Origin of the sequence: Pseudomonas sp. 43NM1 (assembly GCF_002836905.1) — a bacterium.
Classification (GTDB): Bacteria; Pseudomonadota; Gammaproteobacteria; order Pseudomonadales; family Pseudomonadaceae; genus Aquipseudomonas; species Aquipseudomonas prosekii.
Map to the genome: position 1 here is coordinate 22,711 of NZ_MKGS01000114.1, position 26,777 is coordinate 49,487.

Sequence of the window (26,777 nt, forward strand, 5' to 3'; positions counted from 1 at the left end):
GCTCAGGCAACTTGCGGCGTTTTTGCGTAAACCGCGCAGGTGTTCGGGTGCTCGACCAACGAGACAAAGTCGCGGCTGGCGGCGTCCAGCGCATCGATTGAACCGGTCTCGATGTCGTACACCCAGCCGTGCAGGTTCAACTGACCTTTTTCCTGGGCCAGGCGCACGCTCGGGTGAGTCTGGATATTCGCCAGTTGCGCGATCACGTTTTCGCGCACCATCGAGCTGACCTTCGCCGCTTGATCGGCGTGCGGCCGCGATTCGTTGATGACCTTGGCCGACTCCGCGTGTTGCAACCAGCCGCTGACCGCTGGCAGGTGATCCATGCATTTGCACGAGGCGACGGCTGTCATGGCCCCGCAATCGGAATGGCCGCAAATCACAATGTCGGTCACGCCCAACACCGCGACCGCGTATTCCACCGTGGCCGAAACGCCGCCCGGATGCGGGCTGTACGACGGCACGATGTTGCCGGCATTGCGGATCACGAACAGCTCGCCGGGTTCTTGCTGGGTCAACAGTTCCGGGACCACGCGGCTGTCAGAACAGGTGATGAACAAGGTGCCGGGGTGCTGGGTGGTTGCCAGGTGTTTGAACAGGTCGGTGCGTTGCGGAAACGCGTCTTTCTGAAATTTCAAGAAACCGTCGATAAGCGCTTTCATGGGTGCTTCCTTATAAGTGGGTGTTCATTCGGTGGTCGAGGCCCGCACTCGATGTGCGGGCCGGCCGCCGTTTAGAAAGGACGCAGTGGCAGGAATTTGCCGTCGAGGGTAATCACCGCGCGGGAGCCGCCCTCCGGGTCTTCGACTTTTTTCATGTCGAGTTTGAAGTTGATCGCGCTGATGATGCCGTCGCCGAATTGCTCATGAACCAGCGCCTTGAGCGTGGTGCCGTAGATCTGGATCATTTCGTGGAAGCGGTAGATGGTCGGGTCGGTCGGCACGCCCGCGAGGCTGCCGCGCAGCGGAATGATCTGCAGGCGAGCGACGCTGTCCGCGTCCAGCTCAAGTTTGTCGCCGACCACTTTGGCTGCCGCTTCCGGCAATGGATGCTGGCCGAGCAGGGCAGCGGTGACGTAGGCCAGGCTCAGGCCGGTGCCGTCAGCCAGGTCCTGCCATGAGAGATTTTTGCGTGCCTTGGCATCGAGAATCGAAGTAGTCAGGGCTAGACTCTGGTCGTTGTAAGCGTGGGACTGTTGCATGGTGTAACTCCTATCGGATGGGTGTGTCGCTGGGTGTGGAGCAATCTTCGGCCGATTGATCCATAGCGTCCAAGACCGATATGCAATGCCGCGCATAAGCACAGCCTATAGATGGAGTTTGCGCCGCAAGGACCTGTCCCGTGGGACCTTGCAGTTTCCGCGAGCAAGGGATCACGCCCGCGCAACTAATGTAGGAGTGAGCCTGCTCGCGATGAGGCGTTCATATTCAACATCATTGCTGACTGACCGCCGCGATCGCGAGCAGGCTCACTCCTACAGGGGGATGGTGTGATTTTTGGGCAATAAAAAGGGCCTGTTCCAGGAAGGAAGCAGGCCCTTTTTTTCAATCTTGATCAGTAGAACCGATCAATCACCCGAACTTCGTTCTGGTTCTGCATCGATGCCCACGCCTGTTTCAAAGTTTGCAGAACATTGCCGATGAAGTCCTTGTCGGCCGCGGCTTTCTTGCCGACGTAACCCTGGCCGCGACGGTACATCTTCAGGCGGGCCAGCAGGTTCTGGTTGTTCTTGTCGAACTCTTCTTCGTGGGTATGCGGCGACAGGCAGTCCATGTGCACCTGGCCGGACTTGCTGATCCACAGAATATGGCTGTCGTGGCTGTCTTTTTGTTCAGCGAACATACGCGCCAGTTCATCGATAGTCGGTTGATTGTTCAGATTCATAATTAAGCCCCTTGACCATTTGGTGATCTTTCAAAGTTGATTCGCTAATACAAGTAGCCCATCGGTTAGTTGATCCCTGGCACCGAAACCAGGACGTCAGCGGTCAGCCGCCAAATTGACGGGGTCCCGCGTCTGCTGCATGTAGTCGTGTCGAATAACTGCTACGCAATAGCGTCACAACGAAGAGAAGCGGCGAAAAACTGGAGGCCACTGCCGACTTTTCAAGGGTCGGCCACAAGCTTCATGAGAACATTTCGCCAGCGCTTCTCGTCCTTGTACTGGACGTTCGGGCCAGGTCAGCTTCTTCAATCTGCCTTGTGGGCAGCGTGTATCCGGGAATAACAGCTCGGCGGTCAGACGAGCTTGCTCAAACATGTTGCCTGTACTCCCGATCGGGGAGACGTCTGCATCATGCAAGGGCAAATCGAAGACGTCAACGGTTATGTAGTGATTATTTTTGGTCACTACATATTGTCGGACAAAGTGCTTTTGGAATTAGAGAGGGCGCCTAACAGGCTGCTGGGGCGAGCTTTCGAGGCGGTAGAGCGTGCACGGATAGCCGTCTACGGTCAGTGGCTGCGTGGTGAAGTTTCCCTCGGTGAAAGCAGGGATCAAACGCGCCCAGAACCGCCGTGCAGGCTGGTTGGCGTCGATGTGGAAAATTTGCCATTGACCGGGGATTTGGCTCAAGAGGGCAGAGACGACAAATTTCGCGACACCTTGGCCACGAAAGCGCCGACTGACAAAGATATAACCGATGTTGTGCTCGGCACCGGGGACATGAGTGTCTGCGTCCACGACAACAAAACCGCCGAGTTCGCCGTCAACCTTGATCAGAAACGGGCGGGTTGCCGGATTGCGCCAGTAACCGGGTTTTATCTGGAAGTTGAACAAACCCTGTTCGCCCAGCTTCAGCGGCAGCCATTCGCTGAAGTCGTGCAGGTAGAACTGCATCATGTTTTCAATCGTTGCCACTTCGTCGCGCTGAGCGGCGTGCAGTTCTATTGACGACATGGCTGGCTCCTGATGTTCCGGGCCATTGCTGGCCCGGGCATGTGTGCTCAGTGGGGCGCGAAGTCGTACTTGCCACCGGTTTTCAGTGCAGCGGCGTAAGCCGGGCGGGCCTGGAAGCGATCGACCCAAGCCGCAACATGCGGATAGTCGCGCAACTTGCCTTGAGCCCGGGCGATCTCGCCGATAAAGCTCATCTGAATGTCAGCGGCGCTGAATTCGTCGCCCAACAGATAGTCGGATTGGCTCAACGCGCTGTCGAGGTAGCTCAGGTAGTTGGCCACTTCCGAGTTGATCCGTGGGTGCAGCGGCGTCCCGGCTTCACCGAGTTTGCCGACGTACAGGTTGAGCATCAGCGGCAGCATCGCCGAACCTTCGGCGAAGTGCAGCCATTGCACATATTGATCGTAAGCCGGGGTGGACGGATCCGGTTGCAGACGACCTTCACCGTGGCGGCGGATCAGGTAGTCGATGATGGCGGCGGACTCGATCAGCTTTTGCGCGCCGTCCTCGATGACCGGCGATTTGCCCAAGGCATTGATCGCTTTCAATTCCGGCGGTGCCAGATTGGTCTTCGGGTCGCGCTGATAGAGTTTGAGTTCGTAGGGGATGGCCAATTCTTCCAGCAACCAGAGAATGCGTTGGGAGCGGGAGTTATTCAGGTGATGAACGATGATCATGGTCGATGCCTTTTCTGAAAGTGCGGTGAGCGCCTGGGCTTGAGCAACACTAGACCATTGGGCGCTGGCCGAAGTGCCCTTAAGCCTTGCTTGCCGGTTTGGCGGCGCGTTTAGTCCCGGTCGCAGCTTTGCGCGGGGCCGTTTTGCGTTTTTTCTTCCACGGGGCGGCGCCGCGACCGGCCGGGCTGGCCGGGCCGCTGATGGTCATGCTCAGGCCGGAGCACCGGGCGACTTGCTTGCTCATCCACGCGGCTTGTTTGGTGACGAATTCTTCGAGGCTCATTTCGCCGCTTTGCACCATGTCCAGTGCCTGCTCCCAAATGGCCGTGGTGCCGGGGTCGGCGATCGCCCGCGGCACTGCGTCGATCAGGCTGAACGCCGCCGGGGTGGCCGCCAGCGCCTTGCCGTTTTTCACCAGATAACCACGGTCGAGCAGGCCCTGAATGATCGAGGCACGGGTCGCTTCAGTGCCGATGCCGGTGGTGTCCTTGAGTTTCTGCTTGAGCAGCGGGTCTTCCACCAGTTTGGCGACGTTCTTCATTGCCTTGATCAGGTCGCCCTCGGTGAACGGCTTGGGTGGTTGGGTCCAGAGGTCTTTGAGCCTGACCCCGTCCACCGCGTAATCGCAGCCTTCGGCGAGTGCCGGCAGGGTTTGCGGAGCCGGCGCCTCGCGTCCCTTGGCCGGGGCAAGCGCTTCGGGCAAGGCACGTTTCCAACCCGGCTCGACGATTTGTTTGCCCACGGCGCGCAACGCTTCGCCGGCACAGTTGAAGTCGGCTTGAGTACGATCGTATTCGTGGTTGGGCAGGAACTGCGCCAGATAACGCGCGCGAATTAACGTGTAGACCGCCCGTTGCTTGCCCACCAGCCGCTCGAGGTTTTTCGCCGCCGCGGTGGGGATGATGCCGTGGTGGGCGCTGACCTTGGCGTCGTTCCAGGCCCGCGAACGTCGCTGCGGCTGGAGGAAATCGTTCAGGGCGTTCAGGCTCGGATCGGCCTGGCGCAGCGCGGCGAGGATGCCCGGTGCTTCGCTGTGCTGGCTCAGCGGCAGGTAACCGCAATCGCTGCGTGGGTAGGTGATGACTTTGTGGGTTTCGTAGAGCGCCTGGGCGATGTCGAGGGTTTCCTGGGCGCCGAGGCCGAGCTTCTTCGAGCAGACTTCCTGCAAGGTGCCGAGGTCGAACGGCAGCGGGGCGATTTCGCGCATGCGCTCGGTGCGCAGTTTCAGCAGGCGGGCACTGCTGGCATTGCTCATTGCCGCTGCCGCTTGTTGCGCCAAGGGCTGGTTCAGGCAGCGGTCCTGATCGTCGCAAACGTCTGCAGCGGCGCGCCATTGCGCGGTGAACGGCGTGCCGTCGTGGAGCAGTTGCACGTCGATCGCCCAATACGCGACGGGGACAAAGTCGGCAATGCTGCGATCCCGATCGACCACCAGCCGCAATGTCGGCGTTTGCACGCGACCGACGGGCAACACGCCTTGATAGCCCGATTGGCGGCCGAGCAGGGTGAACAGGCGGCTCATGTTCATCCCGATCAGCCAATCGGCGCGGGAGCGACCCAGCGCCGAGTGATAGAGGCTGAAGGTGTCGGCGCCGGGTTTGAGCGCCGCCAGTGCCTTGCGGATCGAGGCGTCGTCGAGTGCCGACAGCCACAAGCGGCGGATCGGCCCGCGATAGCGGCAATGCTCGACCAGTTCCCGGGCGATCATCTCGCCCTCACGGTCGGCGTCGGTGGCAATCACCAGTTCGGTGGCTTCGCCGAGCAGACGTTTGACCGCTTTGTATTGGCTGGCGGTACGCGGTTTGACGGTCATCTTCCATTTGTCGGGGATGATCGGCAGGTCGGCCAGCACCCAGCGTTTGTAGCGCGCGTCATAGGCGTCCGGCGGCGCGGTTTCGAGCAGATGGCCGATGCACCAGGTCACCGTGACGTTCGTTCCCAGCCAGCAACCGTCGCCCCGACGCTTGGCGCCGAGCACTGCTGCGATGTCTTTGGCCTGGGAAGGTTTTTCACAGAGGTACAGCTGCATAACCACCATCGTTCGAGTCGGTTTGAAGAAGTGCACAGAATGCGCAGGGATTGTGAATGGGGCAACCTTTATCTGTATGGATATACAGATAAAAGGTTTTCAGTGATAACAAGATATTGCGCTCACCGCCCGAGCCAAGGTGGGAGCGAGCTTGCTCGCGATGGCGGTTTCAAATTCAAAAGAGCAAGCGGCTGACACTGCGCTTGCGCGAGCAGGCTCGCTCCTACAGGGTTAGTGCGAGGACACGAATACCGAGTCCTGCAGCGGCGGCGGCAATGCGAAGGCGTCTTTCATCCGCGCCACCTCAGCGGTCGGTGTGCGCCCGAACAGCCTTTTGAATTCACGACTGAACTGCGAGCCACTTTCATAGCCGACGTGCGACGCCGCCCGCGCCACGCTGTAGCCATTGCGCGCCATCAACAGCCGCGCCTGATGCAGACGCGTCGACTTCAAATACTGCATCGGCGAGGTCTGCGTCACCGCTTTGAAATGCGCGTGAAAGGTCGGCACGCTCATGTTGGCTTGCGCAGCCAGCTGTTCGACGTCGAGCCGTTCACCGAGGCTGCCATGGATTGTGCGCAATGCCCGGGAGATGCGCCCGAACTGCCCGCGAGCGGCGAGGGCGGCGCGCATCGAGCCACCCTGCGCGCCAGTGAGAATCCGGTAATAGATTTCGCGCACCAGCGCCGGCCCGAGCAAACGGCCGTCCAGCGGCGAGTCGAGGGCTTCGAGCAGGCGCAGCACCGATTGGCGCAAACGCGGCTCCATCGGCGAGGCGAACATACCTTTGGGCTCGGCGCTCGGCGGGTCGTCGAGTTGCAGAACGTCATCGAGTTGCTGCGAGTCATCGATCTGCAACATCAGCTCGGCGGCGAGGTTGAAATCCAGATGAAAATAGATCGCCAGCAACGGTTCTTCGGCACTCGCGTCGGTTTCCATGGTGAACGGCACGGGCACCGCGACCGCCAGATAATGCTGGGCGTCGTAGCGATAAACCGCCTCGCCCCAATAGCCGATTTTGCGGCCCTGGCAGACGATGACGATGCCCGGATCGTAAAGCACGGGCGTGCGTTGCAGCGCCCGGTTGGAGCGCAGCAAACGCACATCGGCCAGCGCCGTGAGGTTGTAGCCCTCATCCGGCGCGAGTTTCGCCAGCAGCGCGACCATCTGCTGCTGTTCATCGTTTTGAGCAATCGCTGACGCGCTCACCTGTCGGTCCTGTTCGATAACAATGGGCTGAATGTGAACCCCCGCGCTCGGCAAATCAATCGCCTCATAGGATTAGGCAAAACACTCACAACAATCGGCGTTCAACCGCTGCCATTGCCTGCTTAGCATGATCGACAACTCCACAACCCACGGCGGAACCTGATCATGACTGTTCATAAAACCCTGTTTATCACCGGTGTCAGCAGCGGTTTTGGCCGCGCGCTGGCCAACGAAGCACTGGCCGCCGGTCACCGTGTTATCGGTACCGTGCGCAGCGAAACGGCGCGCGCCGAGTTCGAACAACACCCTGGCGGACAGGCGTTTGCACGTTGCCTGGATGTCACCGATTTCAGCGCCATCGACGCGGTGGTCGCCGAGGTCGAAAACAGCCTCGGCCCGGTGGACGTGCTGGTGAACAACGCCGGTTACGGCCATGAAGGCGTGTTTGAAGAGTCTGCGCTGGAGGAGATGCGTCAGCAGTTTGATGTCAATGTGTTCGGCGCCGTCGCGGTGACCAAGGCGTTTGTGCCGTTCTTCCGCCGGCGCCGCGCCGGGCACATTATCAACATCACCTCGATGGGCGGTTTCATCACGATGCCCGGCATCGCTTACTACTGCGGCAGCAAATTCGCCCTGGAAGGTATTTCCGACACGCTGAGCAAGGAGCTCAAACCGTTTGGCATCGCCGTCACGGCCGTCGCGCCGGGCTCTTTTCGCACCGATTGGGCGGGGCGCTCGATGCGTCGCTCCGAGCGCAGCATTGCCGACTATGACGCCAGTTTCGGTCCGATCAGAGCTGCGCGTCAGGCCAAAAGTGGTCAGCAATTGGGCGATCCACTCAAAGCCGCTCGCGCCATGCTGAGCCTGATTGCCAGCGACGCACCGCCGGCGCATCTGCTGCTGGGCAGCGACGCGTTGAAACTGGTGCGCGAGCGGTTGGCGAGCATGGCGCAGGAGATTGACGCGTGGGAGGCTGTGACGCGTTCCACCGATGGTTGAGGCGTTTGTTGAGGCGCTCCGTTCGGCTGCGCAGCCGTCGTCGAGGCGAAAGTTGGGTTATACCTGACAGATCGTGGTCTCAGTTTTTGGGGCCGCTTCGCCTACCCGTCTGTAGGCGCAAAGCTTGCTCGCGATCAAGCAAAACGCGGTGTGCCCGGCGCGCCGCCATCGCGGGCAAGCCTTGCTCCCACAGGTTTATCAGCGTCAGGAGGAACGTCGTCCATGAAAAGCACCGGTCCCAGCCCTGTCATCACCATCGCCGAGCAGCCCGGCTGCCTGTTGGTGAAATTCCACGGTATTCAAGTGGCCGCGTCCGCCCGGGCGCTGGTGTTGCTGGAGGCCAACTATCCGCCGGTGTATTACATCCCGCGCGAAGACATCGACGAAAAGTATTACGCGCGCACCGACCACACCAGTTATTGCCCGTACAAGGGCGACGCCAGTTATTTCAGCCTGCAGATTCCGGGGCATGAAGGCGCCAACGCGGTGTGGAGCTACGAAGAACCGAAAGTCTCGGTCGAGCAAATTCGAGGCTACGTGGCGTTCTACCCCGACGTCGTGAAATTCGAGATTCTCGACAACGTCGATTGAATGCCTTCCCGGCGTTGAGCATTTCCAGCAAGGGCGGGTGACCCAATCCGGTTGAAGCCTTTTGTGAACAGGGTTTCAGCCGGGCTTCGCTGCAGCGAAAAAACACTTTGATTCGCCGCTGGCAGAACACCGCGCAAACCCCGCAAACTACGTGCTCGTTAACGCAACCGAGTGGGCGAGCATTGATCGAACGACGGCAATTCAGCGGAGGCATGAAAGGTAAAAACCTTCGCTACCTGAATGAGCAACCTGGCGCGGCGAGCCGAACCGTTCGCGCCGGTTTTTTGCTGCTGGAGCATTTTTCCCTGCCGGCGTTTACCCAGGCGCTGGACACGATTGTCACCGCCAATCTGCTGCGCGCCGAGTCGTTCGCTTCGCAGACATTCGGCTTGCAGGACGGTGAAGTGGTCAGCGACCTCGGGCTGGTGATTCGCCCGGACGCGCGCCTTGATTGTGCGGTGATCAAGAGCCTGGACTTGCTGGTGATTTGTGGCGGTTACCGGACTGAGTTGAAGGCCTCGGAAGACCTCATTCATGTGCTCAGAAATGCCGCTGAACTGGGTGTGAGCCTGGCCGGTTTGTGGAATGGCGCGTGGTTTCTCGGGCGTGCCGGGCTGCTCGATGGTTATCGCTGCGCAATTCACCCGGAACATCGCCCGGCGCTGGCGGAGTTCTGCAAGGTTACGCAGGTCAGCAGCGAGCCTTACGTGATTGATCGCGACCGGCTCACGGCGTCGAGTCCGTCCGGGGCGTTTCACATGGCGCTGGACTGGATCAAGGGATTGCACGACAAGGCATTGGTCGAGGGCATCGAGGACATTCTGGCGTTCGAGGAGTCGCGATATCGGCGGATCAAACCGACGGAAAACATCTGCTTGAGCGCGCCGCTGCGTGAGGTGGTCAAGTTGATGGACGCCAACCTTGAGGAGCCGCTGGAGCTGGAGCAGCTGGCGGTGTATGCCGGGCGTTCGCGGCGGCAACTCGAGCGGCTGTTCAAGGAGCAATTGGGCACCACGCCGCAGCGCTATTACCTGGAATTGCGCATCACTGAAGCGCGGCGCTTGCTACAGCACACCGAGTTGTCGCAGGTGGATGTGCTGGTGGCGTGCGGGTTTGTTTCACCGAGCCATTTCAGCAAATGCTACAGCTCGTATTTCGGCTATCGGCCTTCGAAGGAAAAGCGTTTGGTGAAGTGACCGAAAGTCCCTCAGATGCTGAGTAGTCTGTGGCGAGGGGGCTTGCCCCCGTTGGATTTTGCAGCAGTCCCATAAGAGCGGGGCCGCTGCGCAGCCCAACGGGGGCGAGCCCACTCGCCACAGGGGGATCTGTTTGACTTAGGGAATGGGGGCAGCGCTTACCAGTGTCGATTCGTTGATTTGGTGAAGTGACCGAAAATTCATCAAGCGCCGAGTAACTTGTGGCGAGGGGGCTTGCCCCCGTTGGATTTTGCAGTAGTCCGATAAAAGCGGGGCCGCTGCGCAGCCCAACGGGGGCGAGCCCCCTCGCCACAGGGGGATCTGTTTGACTTAGGGGATGGGGGCAGCGCTTACCAGTGTCGATTCGTTGATTTCGGCAATCGAGGTCACTCCGGTCAATGTCATTGCCACGCGCATTTCCTTGGCGAAAATATCCAGCATGTTTTCCACCCCGCGTTGACCGTCCGCCGCCAGCGCGTAGGCCATCGAACGCCCGAGCAACACGCCTTTCGCGCCCAGCGCCAACATGCGCACGACGTCCAGCCCCGAGCGAATCCCGGAATCCACCAGCACCGTCAAATCATCGCCAATCGCCTGCATGATCGGCGGCAAAGCCTTGGTCGTCGACAGCACCCCGTCCAACTGCCGGCCGCCGTGGTTTGACACAACAATGCCGTCGGCGCCGAAGGTCACGGCGTCCTTGGCGTCCTGCGGATCGAGAATGCCCTTGATGATCATCGGGCCTTGCCAGAAGTCGCGAATCCACTCCAGATCGCTCCAACTGATCGACGGGTCAAAGTTGTTCGCCAGCCAGCCCATATAGTCTTCCAGCGTCACGGCTTTGCCGAGGTACGCCGAAATATTGCCCAAGTCGTGCGGCCGGCCCATCAGGCCGACATTGAACGCCCAGTCCGGTCTGGTCATCGCCTGGAGCATTCGTCGCGACGACGCGAACGGCCCCGACATGCCCGAATGCGCATCGCGGTAACGGGCGCCGGGGGTTGGCATGTCGACGGTGAACACGAGGTTTTTCACCCCGGCAGCCTTGGCTCGCTCCAGGGCATTGCGCATGAAGCCGCGGTCTTTCAATACGTACAGCTGAAACCAGATTGCCTGTTGGCTCTGCGCGGTGACTTCCTCGATGGAACACACCGACACTGTCGACAGGCACAGCGGAATGCCTTTGTTTTGCGCCGCGCGCACCGCTTGCACTTCACCTCGGCGGGCGAACATGCCCGTGAGGCCGACCGGCGCGAGGATGATCGGCATAGCCAGCGGCTGGTTGAAGAGGGTGGTTTCCAGGCTCAGGGTTTCAACGTTTTTCAGAATGCGTTGACGCAGGCTGATGCTGGTCAGGTCGGCGCTGTTGGCGCGCAGCGTGTGCTCGGCATAGGCGCCGCCGTCGATGTAATCGAAGAGGAATCGCGGAAGTTTGCGCCGTGCGGCCTCGCGGTAATCGGATGCGGAGGAAATGATCATGGGGCCTCGGTCGTTTGATTGGCGGGGCTGAAATGTGCATCGAGCTTAACCTGTCGCGAGTCTTTGTAGCAGCTGCCGAGGCACGAGGCTGCGTTCGGCTGCGCAGCAGTCGCAGGACCTGAGCACGCGGTGTGCCTGAAACACCGCGGTGCCTGATTTCACTGAATGTGCACCGAGCTTAACCTGTCGCGAGCCTTTGTAGCAGCTGCCGAGGCACGAGGCTGCGTTCGGCTGCGCAGCAGTCGCAGGACCTGAGCACATGGTGTTCCTGAAACAACGCGGTGCCTGATTTTACGACTGCTTCGCAGCCGAACGCAGCCTCGTGCCTCGGCAGCTGCTACAGGGTGAACGCAGCCTCGTGCCTCGGCAGCTGCTACAGGGTGAACGCAGCCTGGTGCCGAGGCAGTCGCTACAAAAGGTGTGATCTTCGGATCAGTTTTTGTCGAGGTCGACGTTTTTCGTCTCGCGCAAAAAGATCATGCCCACCACCAGACTCACACCGGTAATCACCACCGGGTACCACAAGCCATAAAAGATGTCGCCGGTGTAGACCACCAGCGCGAACGACACGGTTGGCAGGAAGCCGCCAAACCAGCCATTGCCGATGTGGTAGGGCAAGGACATCGAGGTGTAGCGGATGCGCGTCGGGAACAGTTCGACCATCAGCGCCGCCAGCGGGCCGTAGCACATGGCGGAAATGATGATCAGCGCCACAATCAGCGCGACGATCATCGGTTTGTTGATCTGCTGCGTATCAGCTTGCGACGGATAACCGGCCAGCGTCACGGCGCCGCGCATTGCCGCTTCGTCGTAACCGTCAATTTTCACGTCGCCGACGCTGACCTGCACCCCCGCACCGGCCGGAGCGGCGGCGCTGGTGTAAGGCAGGCCTTGCTTGACCAGGAAGGTCTTGACCTTGTCGCACGGGCTATCAAATTTCGCCTTGCCTACCGGGTCGAACTGGAAGGTGCACGTCGCCGGGTCCGCGAGCACGGTGATCGGTGCCTGCTGGCTGGCCTGATCGATCGCCGGGTTGGCGTAATGCGCCAGGGTTTTGAAGATCGGGAAGTACAGCGCGGTTGCCAGCAGCAGGCCGATCATCAGCACCGGTTTGCGTCCGACTTTGTCCGACAGCCAGCCGAAAAAGATAAAGAACGGCGCGCCGATAATCACGCTGACAATCAGCAAACTGTTGGCCAGCGCCGGGTCCATCCGCAGGAATTGCGTGAGGAAAAACAGCACGTAAAACTGCGCCGCATAGAAGGTGACCGCTTGCCCGGCGTTGATGCTGAACAGCGCAATCAGTACGACTTTGAGGTTTTCCCACTTGCCGAACGAATCGCGCAGCGGTTGTTTGCACAGCTTGCCTTCCTCCTTCATTTTCACGAAGGCCGGCGACTCGTGCAGGCTCAGGCGAATCCAGGTGGAAATGCCCAGCAGCACGATGGAAAACAGGAACGGAATGCGCCAGCCCCAGACTTCAAACTGGTCGCCGGTGAAGTAACGGCAACCGAGCACCACCAGCAACGACAGCAGCAAACCGAGGGTCGCGGTCGACTGAATCCAGCTGGTGTGGAAACCGCGTTTGCCCATCGGCGCATGTTCGGCGACGTAGGTTGCGGCGCCACCGTATTCGCCGCCGAGCGCCAGGCCCTGGAGCATGCGCAGGATGATCAGGATGATTGGCGCGGCGATGCCGATGGTCGCGTAAGTCGGTAGCAGGCCTACGCAAAACGTCGCCAGGCCCATGAGAATAATGGTCGCGAGAAAGGTGTATTTACGCCCGATCATGTCGCCCAAACGGCCGAACACCAACGCGCCGAACGGCCGCACGATGAAACCGGCGGCAAACGCCATCAGCGCAAAAATGAACGCCGTGGTGTCGTTGACCCCGGCAAAAAACTGTTTGCTGATCACCACCGCGAGGGCGCCATAGAGGAAAAAGTCGTACCACTCGAACACCGTCCCAAGGGACGAGGCGAAGATGACTTTGCGGGTGTCGCTGCTGGTGCCCGCGCTGCGCGTGGCTTCCAGGGGTTGAACGTGCTCTGACATATCGGTATCCCTCACAGTGATTGTTTTTGTTGTTCCACTGTCGGCGCCGGCCTTGTGGGCCAGTGCCGCGTTTATCCATAAAGCGGGGTGTATTCGTTTCCTGTAGGAGCAAAGCTTGCTCGCGAAGGCGTCAGGCCTGACGCCCCGCGTTATCGTTCTTCGCGGGCAAGCCTCGCTCCTACAGGGTTTGAACTGCGTGTCGCGGGGTCAAGCATCATCTGCGCAGCCTTCTCGGCAATCATCAGCGTAGGCGAACATGTGTTGCCCGAGGTGATTCGCGGCATGATCGACGCATCGGCGATGCGCAAACCCGGAATCCCGTGGACTTTCAACTGCGCGTCCACCACCGCATCAACATCATTGCCCATCCGGCAGGTGCCCACCGGGTGAAAAATCGTTGTGCCAATTCGCGCCGCTGCTTCATGCAATTGCTCTTCACTCTGCAAACTTTCGCCGGGTAGATATTCGACCGGTTTGAATGCAGCCAACGCGGGTGCCGCGACAATGCGCCGGGTCAGGCGAATAGCGTCCGCCGCCACGCGCAAATCCTCGGGATGGCTCAGATAATTGGGTTGGATTACCGGTGCGTCCTGCGGATCGGCGCTGCGGATTTCGATGCGTCCACGGCTCTGCGGGCGCAGATCACACACCGACGCGGTGAACGCCGGGAACGCGTGCAGCGGTTCGCCAAAACGCTCCAGCGACAGCGGCTGCACGTGGTATTCAAGATTCGCCGAGGTCTGCTCCGGGCCCGAGCGGGCAAACGCGCCCAACTGACTCGGCGCCATCGACAGCGGCCCGCTGCGGTCATACAGATAACGCAAACCCATGCCCATCTTGCCCAGCAGGGTGCCGGCGATCTGATTCAGCGTGCGCGCGTTTTCCAATTTGTAGATCAGCCGCAGTTGCAGGTGATCCTGCAAATTGCCGCCGACCCCCGGCAGTTCATGCGCAACACCGATGCCGAGGCGTTGCAGCAGCGCACGCGGGCCGATCCCGGAGCGCTGCAAAATGCTTGGCGAACCCACCGAGCCGGCGCACAGAACGATCTCCTTGCCCGCCTTGAAGATTTTCGCCTGACCTTGCCAGCGTGCGCTCACCGCAGCGGCGCGGCCGTTTTCCAGCAGCACGCGGTCGACTTCAACGTCGGTCAAAACGGTCAGGTTGGCCCGGTGGCGGATTGGTTTGAGAAAAGCCTTGGCGGCGTTCCAACGAATCCCGGATTTCTGGTTGACCTGGAAGTAACCGCAACCTTCGTTATCGCCCTGATTGAAGTCATCGATGCTGGCAATGCCGCTTTGCTCGGCAGCGCTGCGAAACGCATCCAGCACGGGCCATGACAGCCGCTGGCGTTCAATCCGCCATTCACCGGCAGCGCCATGGAACTGGGAATCGCCGGCGAAATGGTTTTCGCTTTTTTTGAACAGTGGCAGCACGTCCTGCCAGGCCCAGCCCGGATTGCCCTCGGCGGCCCAGCCATCGTAGTCGCCGGCCTGGCCGCGCATGTAGATCATGCCGTTGATCGAAGAACAGCCGCCGAGCACTTTGCCGCGCGGATAACTCAGCGCCCGCCCTTGCAGGCCCGGTTGCGCTTCGGTCTTGAAGCACCAATCGGTGCGCGGGTTGCCGATGCAGAACAGGTAACCGACAGGAATATGAATCCACGGATAGTTGTCGCGACCGCCAGCTTCGAGCAGCAGCACCCGATGTTGCGGGTTGGCCGACAATCGATTGGCCAGCAAACATCCGGCGGGCCCGGCGCCGACCACGATGTAATCGTATTCGTCCTGGGAAGTCTGCATCCATGACCTCTGATTGTTTTTGTTGTTGGGTTCATCCTAGTTGTTAGCTTTCGTATAAAGAATGTTAGTTTTTGCGCAGCCGCTGTGCGTTTTCAGACAGCATCGCGTTCACCCAACATTGCTTTCGCGCATTGTCGCGCTAAGGAAGTCTGATGTTCGATTGGAATGACCTGCGGTTTTTTCTCGAGTTACAGCGCAGCGGTCGGTTGCTCACCGCCGCCCGGCGTTTGAACACCACCCACGCCACGGTGGCCCGGCACATTGAGGCGATTGAAAAGAGCCTCGGCACTGCGCTATTCGTCCAGCACGCGCAGGGTTATCAACTGACGCCGGCCGGGGAGGCGCTGCTCAAGCATGCCGAAGCGATGGAAAATGTCGCGCTGCTGGCGCAAGAGGAAATCACCCAGTCCACCGCGCCGCTGGGCAAGATCCGCGTCGGCGTAACCGAGGGGCTGGGCATCATGTTTCTCGCCAGCCGCATGAACGGGTTGTTCGAGCGTTATCCTGGCCTTGAAGTGGAACTGGTGGCGGTGCCGCGCTTCGTCAGCATCCTCAACCGCGAAGCGGAAATCAGCATTCACCTCGAACGCCCGGCCGCCGACATGCTGGTCACGCGCAAACTCACTGACTATCGCCTCGCGCTCTACGCCAGCCAGGCCTACCTCGATCAGGCGCCGCCGCTGCTCAGCCGCGAAGACCTCGGCCGCCATGCATGGATCGGCTACGTCGACGATTTATTGTTCAGCCAGGAACTGATGTTCCTCAACAGCTTCTGCCGCAACCCGCGAGTGGTGTTCCACAGCACCAGCGTGATCGCCCAGCACCAGGCTGCGCGCTCGGGGCTGGGCATTGCGGTGTTGCCTTGTTACATGGCGAGTGCGGATCCGCAGTTGGTGGCGCTGCTGCCGGACGAAAGCATTCTGCGCAGTTACTGGATCAGCACGCGGCGCGAACTGCATAAATCGGTGAGATTGCGCGTGTTGTGGGATTACGTGGCGCAATTGTGCGAGCGCGAGCAGGGGTTATTGCTGGGCAGCGAACGCTGATGCGTCATGCCGTGGGAGCAAAGCTTGCTCGCGATGGCGTCCGGTCTGATACACCGCGTCATCGTTCTTCGCGAGCAAGCTTTGCTCCTGCGGTTGAGGCGTCCGGTCTGATACACCGCGTCATCGTTCTTCGCGAGCAAGCTTTGCTCCTACGGTTGAGGCGTCCGGTCTGATACAACGTGTTTTCATTCGGCGCGAGCAAGCTTTGCTCCTACGGTGGGCGGCTAGGGGAGGATTTCGAACGAGCTGCTCGCCAGTCTTTCGCCATTCACCATGATGTGCACCGCGTGCCGGCCCGCGTAATGCCGGCGCGTGGTCAGTTCCTTGATCTGCTGGCCGCGGCTGACAAACTCGCTGGCGTGCCCGGGCAAGGTCAGCGCTTTGAGCTTGAACACCTTCGCGGAAGTGCTGCCATTGGCTTTGACGTAATCGATTGCATAGTCGATCACCAATCGCTGACTGTCCGGAGCTGTGGATTTCAGCGTAAACGACAGGCTGATTTTCTGCCCCAGGCGAATCACAGCCGGCTCAACCTTCACCCCGACAATCTCAACCTCAGGCTTGCCGCCCGCGCCGATCACCGCCAACGCGCGCTGATTGCCCTGTTTGATCAAACTGCGCAGCGCATGTTTGGCGATCCACGCCGTGTGCCTGTTTTCCAGCGACCAGCCTTCGATCAAATCCAGCACCCATTCCGGGTGATCCTTGGTGATGTCGTTGAGGTGATTGGCCACGGACTTGCGCACATACAGGCTTTCATCAGCCTTGAGGTTGTCGAGAATCGCCGCCGCCAACGTCGGGTCAGCCTGAATCTGCTCCAGCCGAAACGACCACGGCAGACGCGGGCGACTGCCTTCGCTGGCGAGGCGCCGGACGTGTTCGTTGGCATCGCCCGACCACTCCAGCATTATCGCCATCGAACGCTCAAGGTCGCTGCGCAGGAAATGCCGGATGGCGAACTCGGACGAGCCGAACGTCGTGAAATACTTCAGCGCCTCCATCGACTGCTCAAACGAATGCGCGCCATACATCGCCACATAATGCGGCAGCGAAATACTCACAAAACCGCTGTTCAGCCGAGGAGCGAGGGCGCGCAGCACCTCGAGGGATTCTTCGTAACTCAACGGCAACACCGCGTGCAGGAACTCGCTGACCCGCGCCATGCGCTGCATGATCGACAACTCGGCGAGGCCATCGTTGGCCATTTTCAGGAAAGCCTTGGCGTCGAATGCCGGGTAAACCGCGGTCATTTCGGTGGCGATGTGCTTGAGACGCTCGGCGTTGAAAATCTCCTTCAATGCCGGGGCGGGTTGTTCGGCGGCAGTCATGGGCGCATCCGTGGAGAAGGGCGGCTCAGGTTATCGGGGTAGCGACGAATGCCTCAAGCTTTTCCGCCCGCGCGGCGAATTGGGTAGTACGTGATAACCGCGTGGCGCCGCCGTTTGTCTTCTATATAAAGCCGCTGGACTGAATTTCTTGCTATAAACGCACTCCGATAACCACCACAACGGCTGCCATGGCGCACTTTCCGGGTGTTGTCGGACAAATTCGCTGTCTTTTCAGTTGCTGAGGCCTCAAGTCGGCCTTAGACTGCCGCCCCTCGTAAATTGAGTGCCGGGTGGCGCTTGGAATAAATGGCGCCTTTGCGGCGGACGACCAACGTTCGCCGGAACGCTCCCTAATTCGCCTTAATGCACGTTTTTTTATAGAGATATCAATGACAAAGGACAAGTTGCTGGCCATGCCGGCGGATGACTACATGAATGCCGAGCAACATGCTTTTTTCTCCGAGCTGTTGCAGAACATGAAAGTCGAAACCCACGAGCGCATCGAGCAGAACCGCATCGCTATCGAAAGCCTGGATACTCCGGCTGACCCGGCCGACGCTGCTTCCGTTGAAGAAGAGCGCACCTGGCTGGTCAACGCGATCGATCGCGACCAGCGCATGCTGCCTCAGTTGGAACAGGCTCTGGAACGCATCAAAGAAGACAGCTTCGGCTGGTGCGACGACAGCGGCGAGGCCATCGGCCTGAAGCGCCTGCTGATCAGCCCGACTACCAAGTACTGCATCGAAGCCCAAGAGCGTCACGAACAGATCGACAAGCACCAGCGTCAGGCCTGATTCGGTAGCGCCCACATCGCGGGCAAGCCTTTTTCCTACACACAACCGTAGGAGCAAGGCTTGCCCGCGATGTTTTTGCCGTCTGCGTTTTCTATTGACCCACTGCAACATCCGCGACCAACGGACCATAGATAATGGCCCATTAGTGGCGTTTAATGCAGTCACAACAAATAGAAGACGCATGGGGTGACGAAGATGACGAGAGACGGATCTCTGGTTGGGCGATTGCCTGCACCAGCGCTTGCAGCACCAAACCGCTGGCTGACGCCGACATTGCAAAGCATCGCCCTGGTGCTGTTGCTCTGCGGTATGAGTCTGGGCGGTGCATCGCTTTACATCGGCCTGCCAGTGGCGGTGCTGATCATTTGGTTGCCGCGCCTGCGCAGCCGCGCGAGTGTCGATTCAACGCCGGTCGACAACAGCAGCGCGATCGCCGAACTGACCCGCGATCTTTCGTATACAACCAGCCACAACGCCTTGTCCGCCGCGGGCGTGGCGTTCTCGGTCAAGCAACTGGCGGAGAAAGTGCAGTCGCAGCTCGACGCCGCCAAGCGCATCGTCAGCAACGCCGAAGTGATGATTTCCACCGAACAGGCGACTTCGACGCTCAGCCGCGAAGCCCTGAGCGCTGCCAGCGAAGCCCATCAAAGCAGCGCCGCCGGGCGCACCGAGTTGATCGAATCGATTTCGCGCATGCATCAGCTCAGCGAACGCGCGAGCGCCAGCCGCGAACTGATCGAAGCCTTGAGCCTGCGCAGCGACGATATTCAGCGTGTCACGCTGGTGATCCAGTCCATCGCCAGCCAGACCAATCTGCTCGCACTCAACGCCGCCATCGAAGCGGCGCGGGCCGGCGAGCACGGTCGAGGTTTTGCGGTGGTCGCCGATGAGGTGCGCGGTTTGGCCGCGCGTACGGCGACGGCAACGGGTGAAGTCGGGGAAATGGTCGCTGACATTCAGCAACGCACGGCGCAAGTGGTCGAGCAGATCCGCCAACTCTCCGGCGATCTCGACGTCGGTGTGCAGCAGGTCGAGCACACCGGTCAGCACCTCGACAACATCGCACGCCTGGCCGCCGGTGTTGAACAGCAGGTCGGCGAAATCGCCCGTGGCGCCGAAACCAATCGCGAACAACTGGACAGTCTGTTCCACGCCATCGAACAGATGCGCAGCGATTTGGCGATCAGTGATGAGCAAACCCGACGCCTGGCCGAGGCCGCTGTGCAAATGGAAGGTCAGGCCGAAACCATCAGCGAGCGCCTCGCCGAAGTCGGTCTGGACGATTATCACCAACGCATTTATGACCTCGCCCGCGAAGGCGCGAGTCAGATTGCCGCGCGTTTTGAGGCGGATGTCGATCAGGGTCGGGTAAGCCTGGATGACTTGTTTGATCGCAATTACCAGGCAATCGCGAATACCAGTCCGGCGAAGTACCAGACGCGTTTCGACCGGTACACCGATCAGGTGCTGCCGGCGATTCAGGAACCGTTGTTGCCGCGCCATGAAGGTCTGGTGTTTGCGATTGCCTGCACGCAGCAAGGGTATGTGCCGACGCATAACGCTGCGTTCAGCCAGCCGCTGACGGGCGATCCGCAGGTCGATACCGTGCAGAACCGCACCAAACGCAAGTTCGCCGACCGCACCGGGATTCGTTGTGGCAGCCATCAGCAACCGGTGCTGTTGCAGACGTACACGCGCGACACCGGTGAGCTGATGCACGATTTGTCGGTGCCGATCATGCTCAAGGGCAGGCATTGGGGTGGGTTGCGGTTGGGCTATAAACCAGAAAAACCGCGCTAGGGGCGCGGTTTGTAGTACGCAGTCACGAAGTTTCCCGACCCCTGTAGCAGCTGGCGCAGCCTGCGTTCGGCTGCGCAGCAGTCGCAAACCCTGAGCACGAGGTATTTCTGACACACCGCGCTGGCTGATTTTACGACTGCTGCGCAGCCGAACGCAGGCTTCGCCAGCTGCTACAACGCAGGCTTCGCCAGCTGCTACAACGCAGGCTGCGCCAGCTGCTACAGGGGTGGGTGAGGTTCGGGATTAGTGATTTTGATGCAGGCGCAGGTTCAATTCGTCTACTACCCGTGCCCAATCGGCGTCGATGCGCAGTTCTTCTTTCAGGAATGCAGCTTGGCGCTCGTTCCAGAAGTCGGCTTCGATCAGTTTTACATCGTCGGGCAATCTGTGATCAGCGATGAATTGGTCGATGGATTTCTCGTCGGAGTCCAGACCGAGCTGGTCGAACAAGCCTTGCAAGTCGTGTGTTGGTGAGTCCATGTTCATCTCCTTGGGTCGCGTCGAATGCGAAATCTGAGTGCGGCTTCATTGCATCTGAGGCAGCCGCGCTGCAGGAGTTCGATCTCGATGTTCGAAAGCAGCAAAGAGCGTAGACGCCAACGCGAAATCAGGCTTTCAGCGCACCTTCATCGACCGCCAGCTTCAGGGCTTTGGCGGCATCTTGGGCGGCAACGGCGGCGACGTCCGAGGTCTTGAACCAGCGATCTTTCTCGACCTGATGGTAAGTCACGGTGTTCAAGGGCGGTTTGGTACGCATCACGATGACAGCCTGAAACTCGCCTTCGATCTCTCGGGCTTCGCCCCGGATAAAAAATTCGCCGATATCAAATTCCGTCACGTAGCAGCCTTCCCTTGAAAATATTCTGTTGTATTGAAGCCGTCCGCCGAGGGGAGCGGCCTTCATGGGTCGCGCAGTATGGCAGTTGTTGCCGCCCGACGGCTGAGTTAACTCGTCGGCATGACGAAACGTCATTTGAAGTCAATGCAATAAAGTGTGTCAGGCGCGTGCCGCCAATGAGCGGGCGAGGGCGCAGGCTTGGTTATGGTCGGTGCGGAAACCTCTGACACGTCCTGTCGACGTTTCCCTGATATGGAAGAACGCCTTGCCGGCCGGCACCACCTGGAAAGTGGGCAGAGTAAACGCTTGCAGGTCCAGTCCGTCTGCTTGCAACAGCGCCGTGTGCATGGCCCCACAGCTGTTTTCATGCTGCGTTGGGCGATGGGCAAAATGAGTCATGGTGCACATTAGAAGTCCTTTTCGTATGTTTACCGACGTATGTCCGTCGTTTTGAGTAGTCTCGATGAGCATCGCTGCTCTAGAATCGCCGACGCTGGTTAGCGATGACGTCCATCTAAAGCAATTTTTTGCCGCTGATATGTCAGAAAAATCGCTTTTTTAAGGCGGACTCTTCCCTAATGTCGGTAGTCCGCTATTTTTGGTTGCAATTAGAGTGTTCTCCTCACGTTTCTGACGAAAGTCAGGGAGGACGGCGCGAGTGACAATCCAGTAATCTTACTTACCTCGCGTTGGACGAGCGCTCTGCTCGGTTCAGGATTTCAACCCGGCTGATTCGGCAAACTATTCGCCATGGCCGCTTTTTCTGCTGTGCGTCTTTCCTGCGTGCAGCATCATTTTCAGATGTGGGGATGTTTCCTTGGCAGTAAGTAATCTTGATATGCACGCGTTGTTCGTTCTGGGCGATTTGCGTGCGAAGTTGGTTAAACAGTTTCAGTCGCGTTTTGTTTATGTCACCGAACAGAACGCCGAAGGCATCTACATCGCCGAGATCGACACCGAAGCTTCATTGGTCGTCGACGACAAGCCCGGCCTCAAACTCAAGGTCGGCGATCATTTCAGCGCTTCCGTGCTGCCCAGCCGTGAAGGCGGGAAACTCGAGATCAGGTTTCGCGAAATCAAACTGACTGTTTACGGTTTGGGCGATTACGCGTTTGTCACCACGGCTGACGGCCACGGCGTGGTGTTCAAGGAAGGCCACAGCGTGGTGATGGTTTTTGCCGCTCACCAACAGTTGCAGGAAGGCCTGACCAAAACCCTCAAAGCCGTGACGGCCAAGGCTGCCAAGTGGCGCAAGGGTGAACTGGTGACCTTCAAGGCCAGCGAGTAATGGCGCTGACCCGCGCCGATTTTCACCAGCAGAACCTCGCCAGTGCCAAGGTCGAGGCTCAACGCCTGTTCGACCAGAAGGCTGTAATGCAAAGCGCTTGGCTGAACTGGGTGGCGTCGCAAATCTACACATTGCGTCCGGCGGAGTACGCCAGCATGGTGCGCAGGGAACTGGCGCAGTTGCAGCAACCTGCTGAAAAGTAATCCCCCCACCTCATCACCGCGAAAAAGCAGGAACCTCTACTACAGTCAGTGGACTGAGTATTCAGAGGCTTGCGGTCTTGTCTGTCAGGCCATCCTGCTATTGCTGTGAACAGCACGAGGTGCAAAAGCATGAAAGGAATTCGACGGTTGCTGGCGGCCACCCTGGCCACCTTCGGTCTGCTGACGACGCCGCTCCCGGTGTTCGCCGCGCAAGCCCCGATACATTTCGCCGATCTGAACTGGGAAAGCGGCAGCCTGATCACCGATATCCTGCGGATCATCGTCGAGAAGGGTTACGGATTGCCGACCGACACGCTGCCCGGCACCACCATCACACTGGAAACCGCGCTGGCCAACAATGACATTCAGGTCATCGGCGAAGAGTGGGCGGGGCGCAGTCCGGTGTGGGTCAAGGCTGAGGCCGAAGGCAAAGTCGTCAGCCTCGGCGACACGGTGAAAGGCGCCACCGAAGGCTGGTGGGTGCCGGAATACGTGATCAAGGGCGATCCGGCCAAAGGCATCAAACCGATGGCGCCGGACCTGCGCAGCGTCACCGACCTGGCGCGCTACAAGGACTTATTCAACGACCCGGAGAGCCCCGGCAAAGGGCGCTTCCTCAACAGCCCGATCGGCTGGACTTCAGAAGTGGTCAACAAGCAGAAACTCACCGCCTATGGCCTCAACGACAGTTTTGTGAATTTCCGCAGCGGCTCGGGTGCGGCGCTGGACGCGGAGATCAGTTCGTCGATCCGTCGCGGCAAGCCGATCCTGTTTTACTACTGGTCGCCGACGCCATTGCTCGGGCGCTTCAAGTTGATCCAACTGGAAGAACCGCCGTTTGACGCTGAAGCGTGGAAAACCCTGACCGACGCCGATAACCCGAATCCGAAACCGACCCGTTCGCTGCCGTCGAAACTGTCGATTGGCGTGTCGACCCCGTTCCAGAAAGAGTATCCGCAGATTGCCGAGTTCTTCAGCAAGGTCGATTTCCCGATCGAGCCATTGAACAAAGCGCTGGCGCAGATGAGCGAGAAACACACCGCACCGCGGCAGGCGGCCGAGGCGTTCATGAAGGCGCACCCGGATGTGTGGCAGGCGTGGGTGCCGAAGGATGTGGCGGATAAGGTCAGCGCTTCATTGAATTAACCTTTAACTTTCAGGAGCAAGGCTTGCCGGCGATGGCGATTTCGAGGATGCCTTCGCGGGCAAGCCGTGCTCCCACAGGTATTTGTCGAATCGAATCGACTGACAACCTGAAATCTGTGGGAGCAAGGCTTGCCCGCGAAGCTTTTGCCTCTAGAACTTGGTCTGCACTGCCAATTCAAACGTGCGCGGTGTCCCGAGGTAATACGCCGGCGACACATGCGCAAACTCGGCATACACCTCATTCGTCAGGTTGCGCACCCGCCCGGTGACCGTGGTGTGCCGATCCACCTTGTAGCTGAGAAAACTGCCGAACAACGTGTACGACGGCACGGTCATGGTGTTGGCATTGTCGGCAAACACTGAAGCCACGTACCGCGCATCGACACCACCCTGCCATTGCGGCGCAAAGTCGTAGGTCAGCCACAGATTGCCGACGCGGTCCGGGACATTGGTGGGCGTATTGCCCTTGCGCGAAACCACCGCGCCCGCCGCGTTTTTCTCGTTGAACTCATCGTATTGAGCATCAACCCAGGCGAAATTGCCCTCGGCCAGGAGCTTGTCGGTAATGCGCAATGAGCTCGCCAACTCGATGCCTTTCGACGTTTGCTGACCCACCGGGATGCTCTGGGTTGTGTCCAGCGGATCAGTCACCGCAAAATCCTTGCGCTCGATTGTGTACGCCGCCAGCGTCGCTGAGCCGCGACCGTCGAGATAATCAAACTTGCTGCCAACCTCCCATTGCTTGCCGGTGGACACGTCGAAATCCTGCGTGCCATTCGGCTGCTCGGCGGCGGTGCTGTATTGCACGTAAACGTTAGCCGAAGGAATGAATTGATAGGTCAACCCGATCCGGCCAGTCAGCGGTTCCCAGCTGCGCTTGAGGTGTCGCGGATTGCTCGCGGTCACTTCCCGGTGATTGGTCACGTCGAGGTCAATGTCGTCGTAGCGCAGGCCGGTGAGCAACGCCAGTTTGTCGGTCAGCGCCAGGCGATTTTCGGCGAACAGCGCTTTGGTCGTGACTTGGTTGGTCTTGTCGCTGACAAACCCCGGTCTGGTCCCCGGAATGTCGTAGAAGTGACCGGGCTGAAAGTTGTTCGGATCAACGCTGCTGGTGCCGCTGACATTCAGCGGTGAGTTGGTGGTCTGGTTGACCTTGTACTCGAAACCGCCGGACCAGGTGGTCTCCAGCCCCCACAAAGTGTTGTCGTGGCGCAACTCGAACTGGTTGCCGTTCTGCTCGCCCTGATGCCGCACCTGATACGCCGTGGAGCGATTCACCGCGCTGTTGTCGGCGTTGTACTGGTAGGTTTCAAGGTTGCGATAATCGCGCTGGCTGTCGAGGTGATACAGGGTGTTGCGCAACGTGGTGTTGTCGTTGATCCGGTAGTCGATAATCGAGCGCACCCAGACCGTGCGCTGCTCATAACGACCGTCCTCGACGTTGTAGTTGTTGAAGCGATTGTGTTTGTCGATCTTCAGTTCGCCCGCCTTGTGATTGAGCACCGGCGTGCCCCAGTAAGGGCTGTCCTCGTGTTCGTCCTGATACTCCAGCGCCAGCGTGTGCGACAGGTTTGGCGTCAGGTCGCTGAGCAGTGAAAACGCCACGCTCCAGGCGTCGCGTTGCTGGCGGTCGATGTAGCCGTTGCTGGCGTTGTGACTGACGTCGAGCCGCGCGTAATGCTGCACGTCTGCGCCAGCCTCGCTAAGCGCGTGGTTAAGGCCGAAGGCGGTTTCAGTGGTGTCATAACTGCCGTAGCTGACACGACCTTCGGCGGCTTGCTCGTCGCGGGTTGCGAGTTTGCTCACGTAGTTCAACGAGCCGCCGACCGAGCCGGCGCCATTGATCAGGGACGAGGGCCCGCCGACCAGTTCCACCCGATCATAAATCCACGCGTCCACCGGGCGGGCGAGGCCGCCGGAAACGTTGATGCCGTTGAACATCTGGGTGATCTGGCTGCTGGTGAAACCGCGATAGGAGACGAACCCGCCAAACCCCGGCGGCGCGCTGGCATTGACGCCGGGCAAGGTGTTGGCGGCGTCCTGAAAGTTCTGCGCGCCGTGGCGTTCGATGTCGTTGCGGTCGGCGATGGCCACCGAGGCCGGCGTGTCGCGCACGCTCAAACCGAGGCGCGAAGCCATGCCGCTGGATTGATCGAGGCTGAGGCCGGGCTCGGCATTGGTTTCGCCATCAATGGTGATCGGCGCGAGGTCGATGCTGGTTTGCGCCCAGGCGCTTGCGCACAGCGAAAGCGGCAGACAGCCAAACAGGCTCGCCAGCAAAGGGATGTGTTTCATCGATTGAATCCTGAATTCTTGACTGGAAAACAGCGCACAGGCAAACGCCACGCGTTAGCGAGCAGGCTGATCGATTAGGTCGAGGTGATTCAGGCGAAGGGCGGGGCGCGGGGGTTGGCCGACGGCCAAGTGTGGCGGGCAGGCAGGTCGATCGTGGCAACGGCGGCCAATGGCGGGCTGTGTTGTTGCGGCAGAATCGCCAGGGTCAGGCTGGAATTAAGCGCCGGACCCATGCCGCCGGTGGAGCACAGCGGGCAGCCAAAGGCTTTGGCCAAAGTTGGCAGTTTGTCTTCGGCAGGGTTGGCGGCGGCGGGCGCCTGAGTCGCTGGGTCGACGCTGCAAAACTGGCCGCCGAGGCCGTTGAGCTGCATCCCGACCATTTGCCCGTGACCGATGCTGCAGGCGAACACATTGAACAGGACGCAGCAATAAAGCATCCAGGCCATTAGTGTGCGATCAGATTGGGCGAATTTCATGGAGCGGCACTTTAGCACCGTCGATGACATTTACCCTTACAAAAATGCGCGATGAAGTTCATCCTGCTGCGACATTTCACGCTGGAATTCTGAATATGAGCCTAATGGTCGCGCAATGGATGGCTGCAATCTTCCTGCTGATCAGCCTGATTCATCTGTATTGGGCAGCGGGTGGCAAGCTCGGAAGTGATGCGGCGGTGCCTCGGGTGCCCAGCGAGGGCGGCGGCGAATCGAGGCCGGCGTTCAAGCCGTCGGGTTTTGCGACGCTGCTGGTCGCCGTGGGATTGTTGCTGATTGCGATGCTGGTGTGTTTGCGTGTCGGTTTGTATTTGCCGACGGTGCATCACTGGTCGCTGCAATGGGTGATCAGCGCTGTCGCGATGCTGATGTTTGCCCGGGCGATTGGTGATTCGAATCTGTTGGGGTTTTTCAAACAGGTCAAGGATTCGAAGTTCGCGCGGCTGGATACCTGGGCCTATTCGCCGTTGTGTGTGGTGCTGGGGGCGGGGTTGTTGGCGGTTGCGTGGATTTGAGTAGTTGCTGAAAAGCTTCGCGGGCAAGCCTCGCTGCGCTACAACTGTAGGAGCGAGGCTTGCCCGCGAAGACGCTCGCCCAATCAATACAAACC

The 26,777-nt window shown here is 59.7% G+C and carries 26 protein-coding genes; 10 read left to right on the forward strand and 16 right to left on the reverse strand.

Annotation, left to right across the window (positions count from 1 at the left end; all coding sequences use genetic code 11):
• Positions 1–2: 2 nt before the first annotated feature.
• From BI292_RS11020 to BI292_RS11050, 7 genes are all read right to left on the reverse strand, one after another.
• Positions 3–662 carry a carbonic anhydrase gene (locus BI292_RS11020; protein WP_101207898.1) on the reverse strand — a complete coding sequence of 220 codons (660 nt, stop codon included), beginning with the start codon at positions 660–662 and terminating at the stop codon, positions 3–5.
• 71 nt (positions 663–733) lie between these two features.
• Complete coding sequence (gene cynS / locus BI292_RS11025) at positions 734–1,201, reverse strand: cyanase (protein WP_092280524.1); 468 nt, start codon at positions 1,199–1,201, stop codon at positions 734–736.
• 353 nt (positions 1,202–1,554) lie between these two features.
• Positions 1,555–1,884: a hypothetical protein gene (locus tag BI292_RS11030; protein ID WP_092280526.1), complete on the reverse strand. Its 330-nt coding sequence runs from the start codon at positions 1,882–1,884 to the stop codon at positions 1,555–1,557.
• A 495-nt stretch (positions 1,885–2,379) separates the two neighbouring features.
• The gene (locus BI292_RS11035) at positions 2,380–2,898 is read right to left on the reverse strand and encodes a GNAT family N-acetyltransferase (RefSeq protein ID WP_101207899.1); all 519 of its coding nucleotides are present in this window, start codon (positions 2,896–2,898) and stop codon (positions 2,380–2,382) included.
• Positions 2,899–2,945: 47 nt separating this feature from the next.
• Positions 2,946–3,575, reverse strand: coding sequence for a glutathione S-transferase family protein (locus tag BI292_RS11040; protein ID WP_101207900.1), 630 nt, complete (start codon positions 3,573–3,575; stop codon positions 2,946–2,948).
• 79 nt (positions 3,576–3,654) lie between these two features.
• Positions 3,655–5,604: a DNA topoisomerase III gene (locus tag BI292_RS11045; RefSeq protein WP_101207901.1), complete on the reverse strand. Its 1,950-nt coding sequence runs from the start codon at positions 5,602–5,604 to the stop codon at positions 3,655–3,657.
• 231 nt (positions 5,605–5,835) lie between these two features.
• Entirely contained in the window at positions 5,836–6,771 is a 936-nt protein-coding gene (locus BI292_RS11050) for an AraC family transcriptional regulator (protein WP_101207924.1), read from the reverse strand.
• Positions 6,772–6,978: 207 nt separating this feature from the next.
• Here BI292_RS11050 and BI292_RS11055 point away from each other — a divergent pair, with 207 nt between their 5' ends.
• From BI292_RS11055 to BI292_RS11065, 3 genes are all read left to right on the forward strand, one after another.
• Positions 6,979–7,812, forward strand: coding sequence for an oxidoreductase (locus BI292_RS11055; protein ID WP_101207902.1), 834 nt, complete (start codon positions 6,979–6,981; stop codon positions 7,810–7,812).
• 222 nt (positions 7,813–8,034) lie between these two features.
• Positions 8,035–8,403, forward strand: coding sequence for a DUF427 domain-containing protein (locus BI292_RS11060; RefSeq protein WP_101207903.1), 369 nt, complete (start codon positions 8,035–8,037; stop codon positions 8,401–8,403).
• A 212-nt stretch (positions 8,404–8,615) separates the two neighbouring features.
• The gene (locus BI292_RS11065) at positions 8,616–9,599 is read left to right on the forward strand and encodes a GlxA family transcriptional regulator (protein ID WP_101207904.1); all 984 of its coding nucleotides are present in this window, start codon (positions 8,616–8,618) and stop codon (positions 9,597–9,599) included.
• 330 nt (positions 9,600–9,929) lie between these two features.
• Here the strand turns inward: BI292_RS11065 and lldD are convergent, their stop codons facing one another.
• The 3 genes from lldD to BI292_RS11085 all read right to left on the reverse strand — a co-directional run bounded on the left by lldD (position 9,930) and on the right by BI292_RS11085 (position 14,935).
• A complete protein-coding gene (lldD, locus tag BI292_RS11075; RefSeq protein WP_101207905.1) occupies positions 9,930–11,078 on the reverse strand; it encodes an FMN-dependent L-lactate dehydrogenase LldD in 1,149 nt (382 codons plus the stop codon).
• A 432-nt stretch (positions 11,079–11,510) separates the two neighbouring features.
• Positions 11,511–13,133 carry an MFS transporter gene (locus tag BI292_RS11080; RefSeq protein ID WP_101207906.1) on the reverse strand — a complete coding sequence of 541 codons (1,623 nt, stop codon included), beginning with the start codon at positions 13,131–13,133 and terminating at the stop codon, positions 11,511–11,513.
• A 149-nt stretch (positions 13,134–13,282) separates the two neighbouring features.
• Positions 13,283–14,935, reverse strand: a complete 1,653-nt coding sequence (locus BI292_RS11085) for a GMC family oxidoreductase (protein ID WP_101207907.1) — start codon at positions 14,933–14,935, stop codon at positions 13,283–13,285.
• Between the two features lie 152 nt (positions 14,936–15,087).
• Here BI292_RS11085 and BI292_RS11090 point away from each other — a divergent pair, with 152 nt between their 5' ends.
• The gene (locus BI292_RS11090; RefSeq protein ID WP_092280544.1) at positions 15,088–15,981 is read left to right on the forward strand and encodes a LysR family transcriptional regulator; all 894 of its coding nucleotides are present in this window, start codon (positions 15,088–15,090) and stop codon (positions 15,979–15,981) included.
• Positions 15,982–16,205: 224 nt separating this feature from the next.
• Here BI292_RS11090 and BI292_RS11095 read toward each other — a convergent pair whose 3' ends face one another.
• On the reverse strand, positions 16,206–17,309 hold the full coding sequence (locus BI292_RS11095; protein WP_101207908.1) for a DNA alkylation repair protein: 1,104 nt from the start codon (positions 17,307–17,309) through the stop codon (positions 16,206–16,208).
• 389 nt (positions 17,310–17,698) lie between these two features.
• Here BI292_RS11095 and BI292_RS11100 point away from each other — a divergent pair, with 389 nt between their 5' ends.
• Both BI292_RS11100 and BI292_RS11105 read left to right on the forward strand, forming a co-directional pair.
• Positions 17,699–18,103, forward strand: coding sequence for a TraR/DksA family transcriptional regulator (locus tag BI292_RS11100; RefSeq protein WP_007907888.1), 405 nt, complete (start codon positions 17,699–17,701; stop codon positions 18,101–18,103).
• Positions 18,104–18,679: 576 nt separating this feature from the next.
• Entirely contained in the window at positions 18,680–19,903 is a 1,224-nt protein-coding gene (locus BI292_RS11105; protein WP_371918723.1) for a methyl-accepting chemotaxis protein, read from the forward strand.
• 243 nt (positions 19,904–20,146) lie between these two features.
• On the opposite strand, the gene BI292_RS11110 is transcribed toward BI292_RS11105, so the two are convergent.
• The 3 genes from BI292_RS11110 to BI292_RS29475 all read right to left on the reverse strand — a co-directional run bounded on the left by BI292_RS11110 (position 20,147) and on the right by BI292_RS29475 (position 21,212).
• Positions 20,147–20,383 carry a DUF2789 domain-containing protein gene (locus BI292_RS11110; RefSeq protein ID WP_092280550.1) on the reverse strand — a complete coding sequence of 79 codons (237 nt, stop codon included), beginning with the start codon at positions 20,381–20,383 and terminating at the stop codon, positions 20,147–20,149.
• Positions 20,384–20,510: 127 nt separating this feature from the next.
• Positions 20,511–20,741 carry a hypothetical protein gene (locus BI292_RS11115; RefSeq protein WP_092280552.1) on the reverse strand — a complete coding sequence of 77 codons (231 nt, stop codon included), beginning with the start codon at positions 20,739–20,741 and terminating at the stop codon, positions 20,511–20,513.
• A gap of 159 nt (positions 20,742–20,900) precedes the next feature.
• A complete protein-coding gene (locus BI292_RS29475) occupies positions 20,901–21,212 on the reverse strand; it encodes a hypothetical protein (protein WP_371918722.1) in 312 nt (103 codons plus the stop codon).
• Positions 21,213–21,558: 346 nt separating this feature from the next.
• Here BI292_RS29475 and BI292_RS11125 point away from each other — a divergent pair, with 346 nt between their 5' ends.
• The 3 genes from BI292_RS11125 (at position 21,559) to BI292_RS11135 (ending at position 23,378) form a co-directional block, all read left to right on the forward strand.
• Positions 21,559–22,029 (forward strand): hypothetical protein, encoded by a 471-nt coding sequence (locus BI292_RS11125; protein WP_092280554.1) that lies wholly within the window; start codon positions 21,559–21,561, stop codon positions 22,027–22,029.
• Entirely contained in the window at positions 22,029–22,232 is a 204-nt protein-coding gene (locus BI292_RS11130) for a hypothetical protein (RefSeq protein WP_092280556.1), read from the forward strand. Before BI292_RS11125 ends, BI292_RS11130 begins: the two co-directional genes overlap by 1 nt.
• A 129-nt stretch (positions 22,233–22,361) precedes the next feature.
• Positions 22,362–23,378: an ABC transporter substrate-binding protein gene (locus BI292_RS11135; protein ID WP_092280558.1), complete on the forward strand. Its 1,017-nt coding sequence runs from the start codon at positions 22,362–22,364 to the stop codon at positions 23,376–23,378.
• Between the two features lie 150 nt (positions 23,379–23,528).
• On the opposite strand, the gene BI292_RS11140 is transcribed toward BI292_RS11135, so the two are convergent.
• Together BI292_RS11140 and BI292_RS11145 are read right to left on the reverse strand one after the other, a co-directional pair.
• On the reverse strand, positions 23,529–25,673 hold the full coding sequence (locus BI292_RS11140; protein WP_101207910.1) for a TonB-dependent siderophore receptor: 2,145 nt from the start codon (positions 25,671–25,673) through the stop codon (positions 23,529–23,531).
• Between the two features lie 89 nt (positions 25,674–25,762).
• Entirely contained in the window at positions 25,763–26,149 is a 387-nt protein-coding gene (locus BI292_RS11145; protein WP_101207911.1) for a DUF2946 domain-containing protein, read from the reverse strand.
• Positions 26,150–26,244: 95 nt separating this feature from the next.
• Here BI292_RS11145 and BI292_RS11150 point away from each other — a divergent pair, with 95 nt between their 5' ends.
• The gene (locus BI292_RS11150) at positions 26,245–26,682 is read left to right on the forward strand and encodes a DUF3995 domain-containing protein (protein ID WP_092280564.1); all 438 of its coding nucleotides are present in this window, start codon (positions 26,245–26,247) and stop codon (positions 26,680–26,682) included.
• Positions 26,683–26,777: the final 95 nt, after the last annotated feature.

What these genes read in the sequence shown, in the direction of transcription:
- BI292_RS11055 (WP_101207902.1), top strand. Translation starts at nt 6,979, where the DNA reads ATGACTGTTCATAAAACCCTGTTTATCACCGGTGTCAGCAGCGGTTTT.
- BI292_RS11040 (WP_101207900.1), bottom strand. Translation starts at nt 3,575, where the DNA reads ATGATCATCGTTCATCACCTGAATAACTCCCGCTCCCAACGCATTCTC.
- BI292_RS11100 (WP_007907888.1), top strand. Translation starts at nt 17,699, where the DNA reads ATGACAAAGGACAAGTTGCTGGCCATGCCGGCGGATGACTACATGAAT.
- BI292_RS11130 (WP_092280556.1), top strand. Translation starts at nt 22,029, where the DNA reads ATGGCGCTGACCCGCGCCGATTTTCACCAGCAGAACCTCGCCAGTGCC.
- BI292_RS11110 (WP_092280550.1), bottom strand. Translation starts at nt 20,383, where the DNA reads ATGGACTCACCAACACACGACTTGCAAGGCTTGTTCGACCAGCTCGGT.
- BI292_RS29475 (WP_371918722.1), bottom strand. Translation starts at nt 21,212, where the DNA reads ATGCTCATCGAGACTACTCAAAACGACGGACATACGTCGGTAAACATA.
- BI292_RS11080 (WP_101207906.1), bottom strand. Translation starts at nt 13,133, where the DNA reads ATGTCAGAGCACGTTCAACCCCTGGAAGCCACGCGCAGCGCGGGCACC.
- BI292_RS11030 (WP_092280526.1), bottom strand. Translation starts at nt 1,884, where the DNA reads ATGAATCTGAACAATCAACCGACTATCGATGAACTGGCGCGTATGTTC.
- BI292_RS11140 (WP_101207910.1), bottom strand. Translation starts at nt 25,673, where the DNA reads ATGAAACACATCCCTTTGCTGGCGAGCCTGTTTGGCTGTCTGCCGCTT.
- lldD (WP_101207905.1), bottom strand. Translation starts at nt 11,078, where the DNA reads ATGATCATTTCCTCCGCATCCGATTACCGCGAGGCCGCACGGCGCAAA.
- BI292_RS11105 (WP_371918723.1), top strand. Translation starts at nt 18,680, where the DNA reads ATGATTTCCACCGAACAGGCGACTTCGACGCTCAGCCGCGAAGCCCTG.
- BI292_RS11050 (WP_101207924.1), bottom strand. Translation starts at nt 6,771, where the DNA reads ATGGTCGCGCTGCTGGCGAAACTCGCGCCGGATGAGGGCTACAACCTC.
- BI292_RS11035 (WP_101207899.1), bottom strand. Translation starts at nt 2,898, where the DNA reads ATGTCGTCAATAGAACTGCACGCCGCTCAGCGCGACGAAGTGGCAACG.
- BI292_RS11020 (WP_101207898.1), bottom strand. Translation starts at nt 662, where the DNA reads ATGAAAGCGCTTATCGACGGTTTCTTGAAATTTCAGAAAGACGCGTTT.
- cynS (WP_092280524.1), bottom strand. Translation starts at nt 1,201, where the DNA reads ATGCAACAGTCCCACGCTTACAACGACCAGAGTCTAGCCCTGACTACT.
- BI292_RS11060 (WP_101207903.1), top strand. Translation starts at nt 8,035, where the DNA reads ATGAAAAGCACCGGTCCCAGCCCTGTCATCACCATCGCCGAGCAGCCC.
- BI292_RS11085 (WP_101207907.1), bottom strand. Translation starts at nt 14,935, where the DNA reads ATGCAGACTTCCCAGGACGAATACGATTACATCGTGGTCGGCGCCGGG.
- BI292_RS11045 (WP_101207901.1), bottom strand. Translation starts at nt 5,604, where the DNA reads ATGCAGCTGTACCTCTGTGAAAAACCTTCCCAGGCCAAAGACATCGCA.
- BI292_RS11090 (WP_092280544.1), top strand. Translation starts at nt 15,088, where the DNA reads ATGTTCGATTGGAATGACCTGCGGTTTTTTCTCGAGTTACAGCGCAGC.
- BI292_RS11145 (WP_101207911.1), bottom strand. Translation starts at nt 26,149, where the DNA reads ATGAAATTCGCCCAATCTGATCGCACACTAATGGCCTGGATGCTTTAT.
- BI292_RS11135 (WP_092280558.1), top strand. Translation starts at nt 22,362, where the DNA reads ATGAAAGGAATTCGACGGTTGCTGGCGGCCACCCTGGCCACCTTCGGT.
- BI292_RS11095 (WP_101207908.1), bottom strand. Translation starts at nt 17,309, where the DNA reads ATGACTGCCGCCGAACAACCCGCCCCGGCATTGAAGGAGATTTTCAAC.
- BI292_RS11150 (WP_092280564.1), top strand. Translation starts at nt 26,245, where the DNA reads ATGAGCCTAATGGTCGCGCAATGGATGGCTGCAATCTTCCTGCTGATC.
- BI292_RS11065 (WP_101207904.1), top strand. Translation starts at nt 8,616, where the DNA reads ATGAAAGGTAAAAACCTTCGCTACCTGAATGAGCAACCTGGCGCGGCG.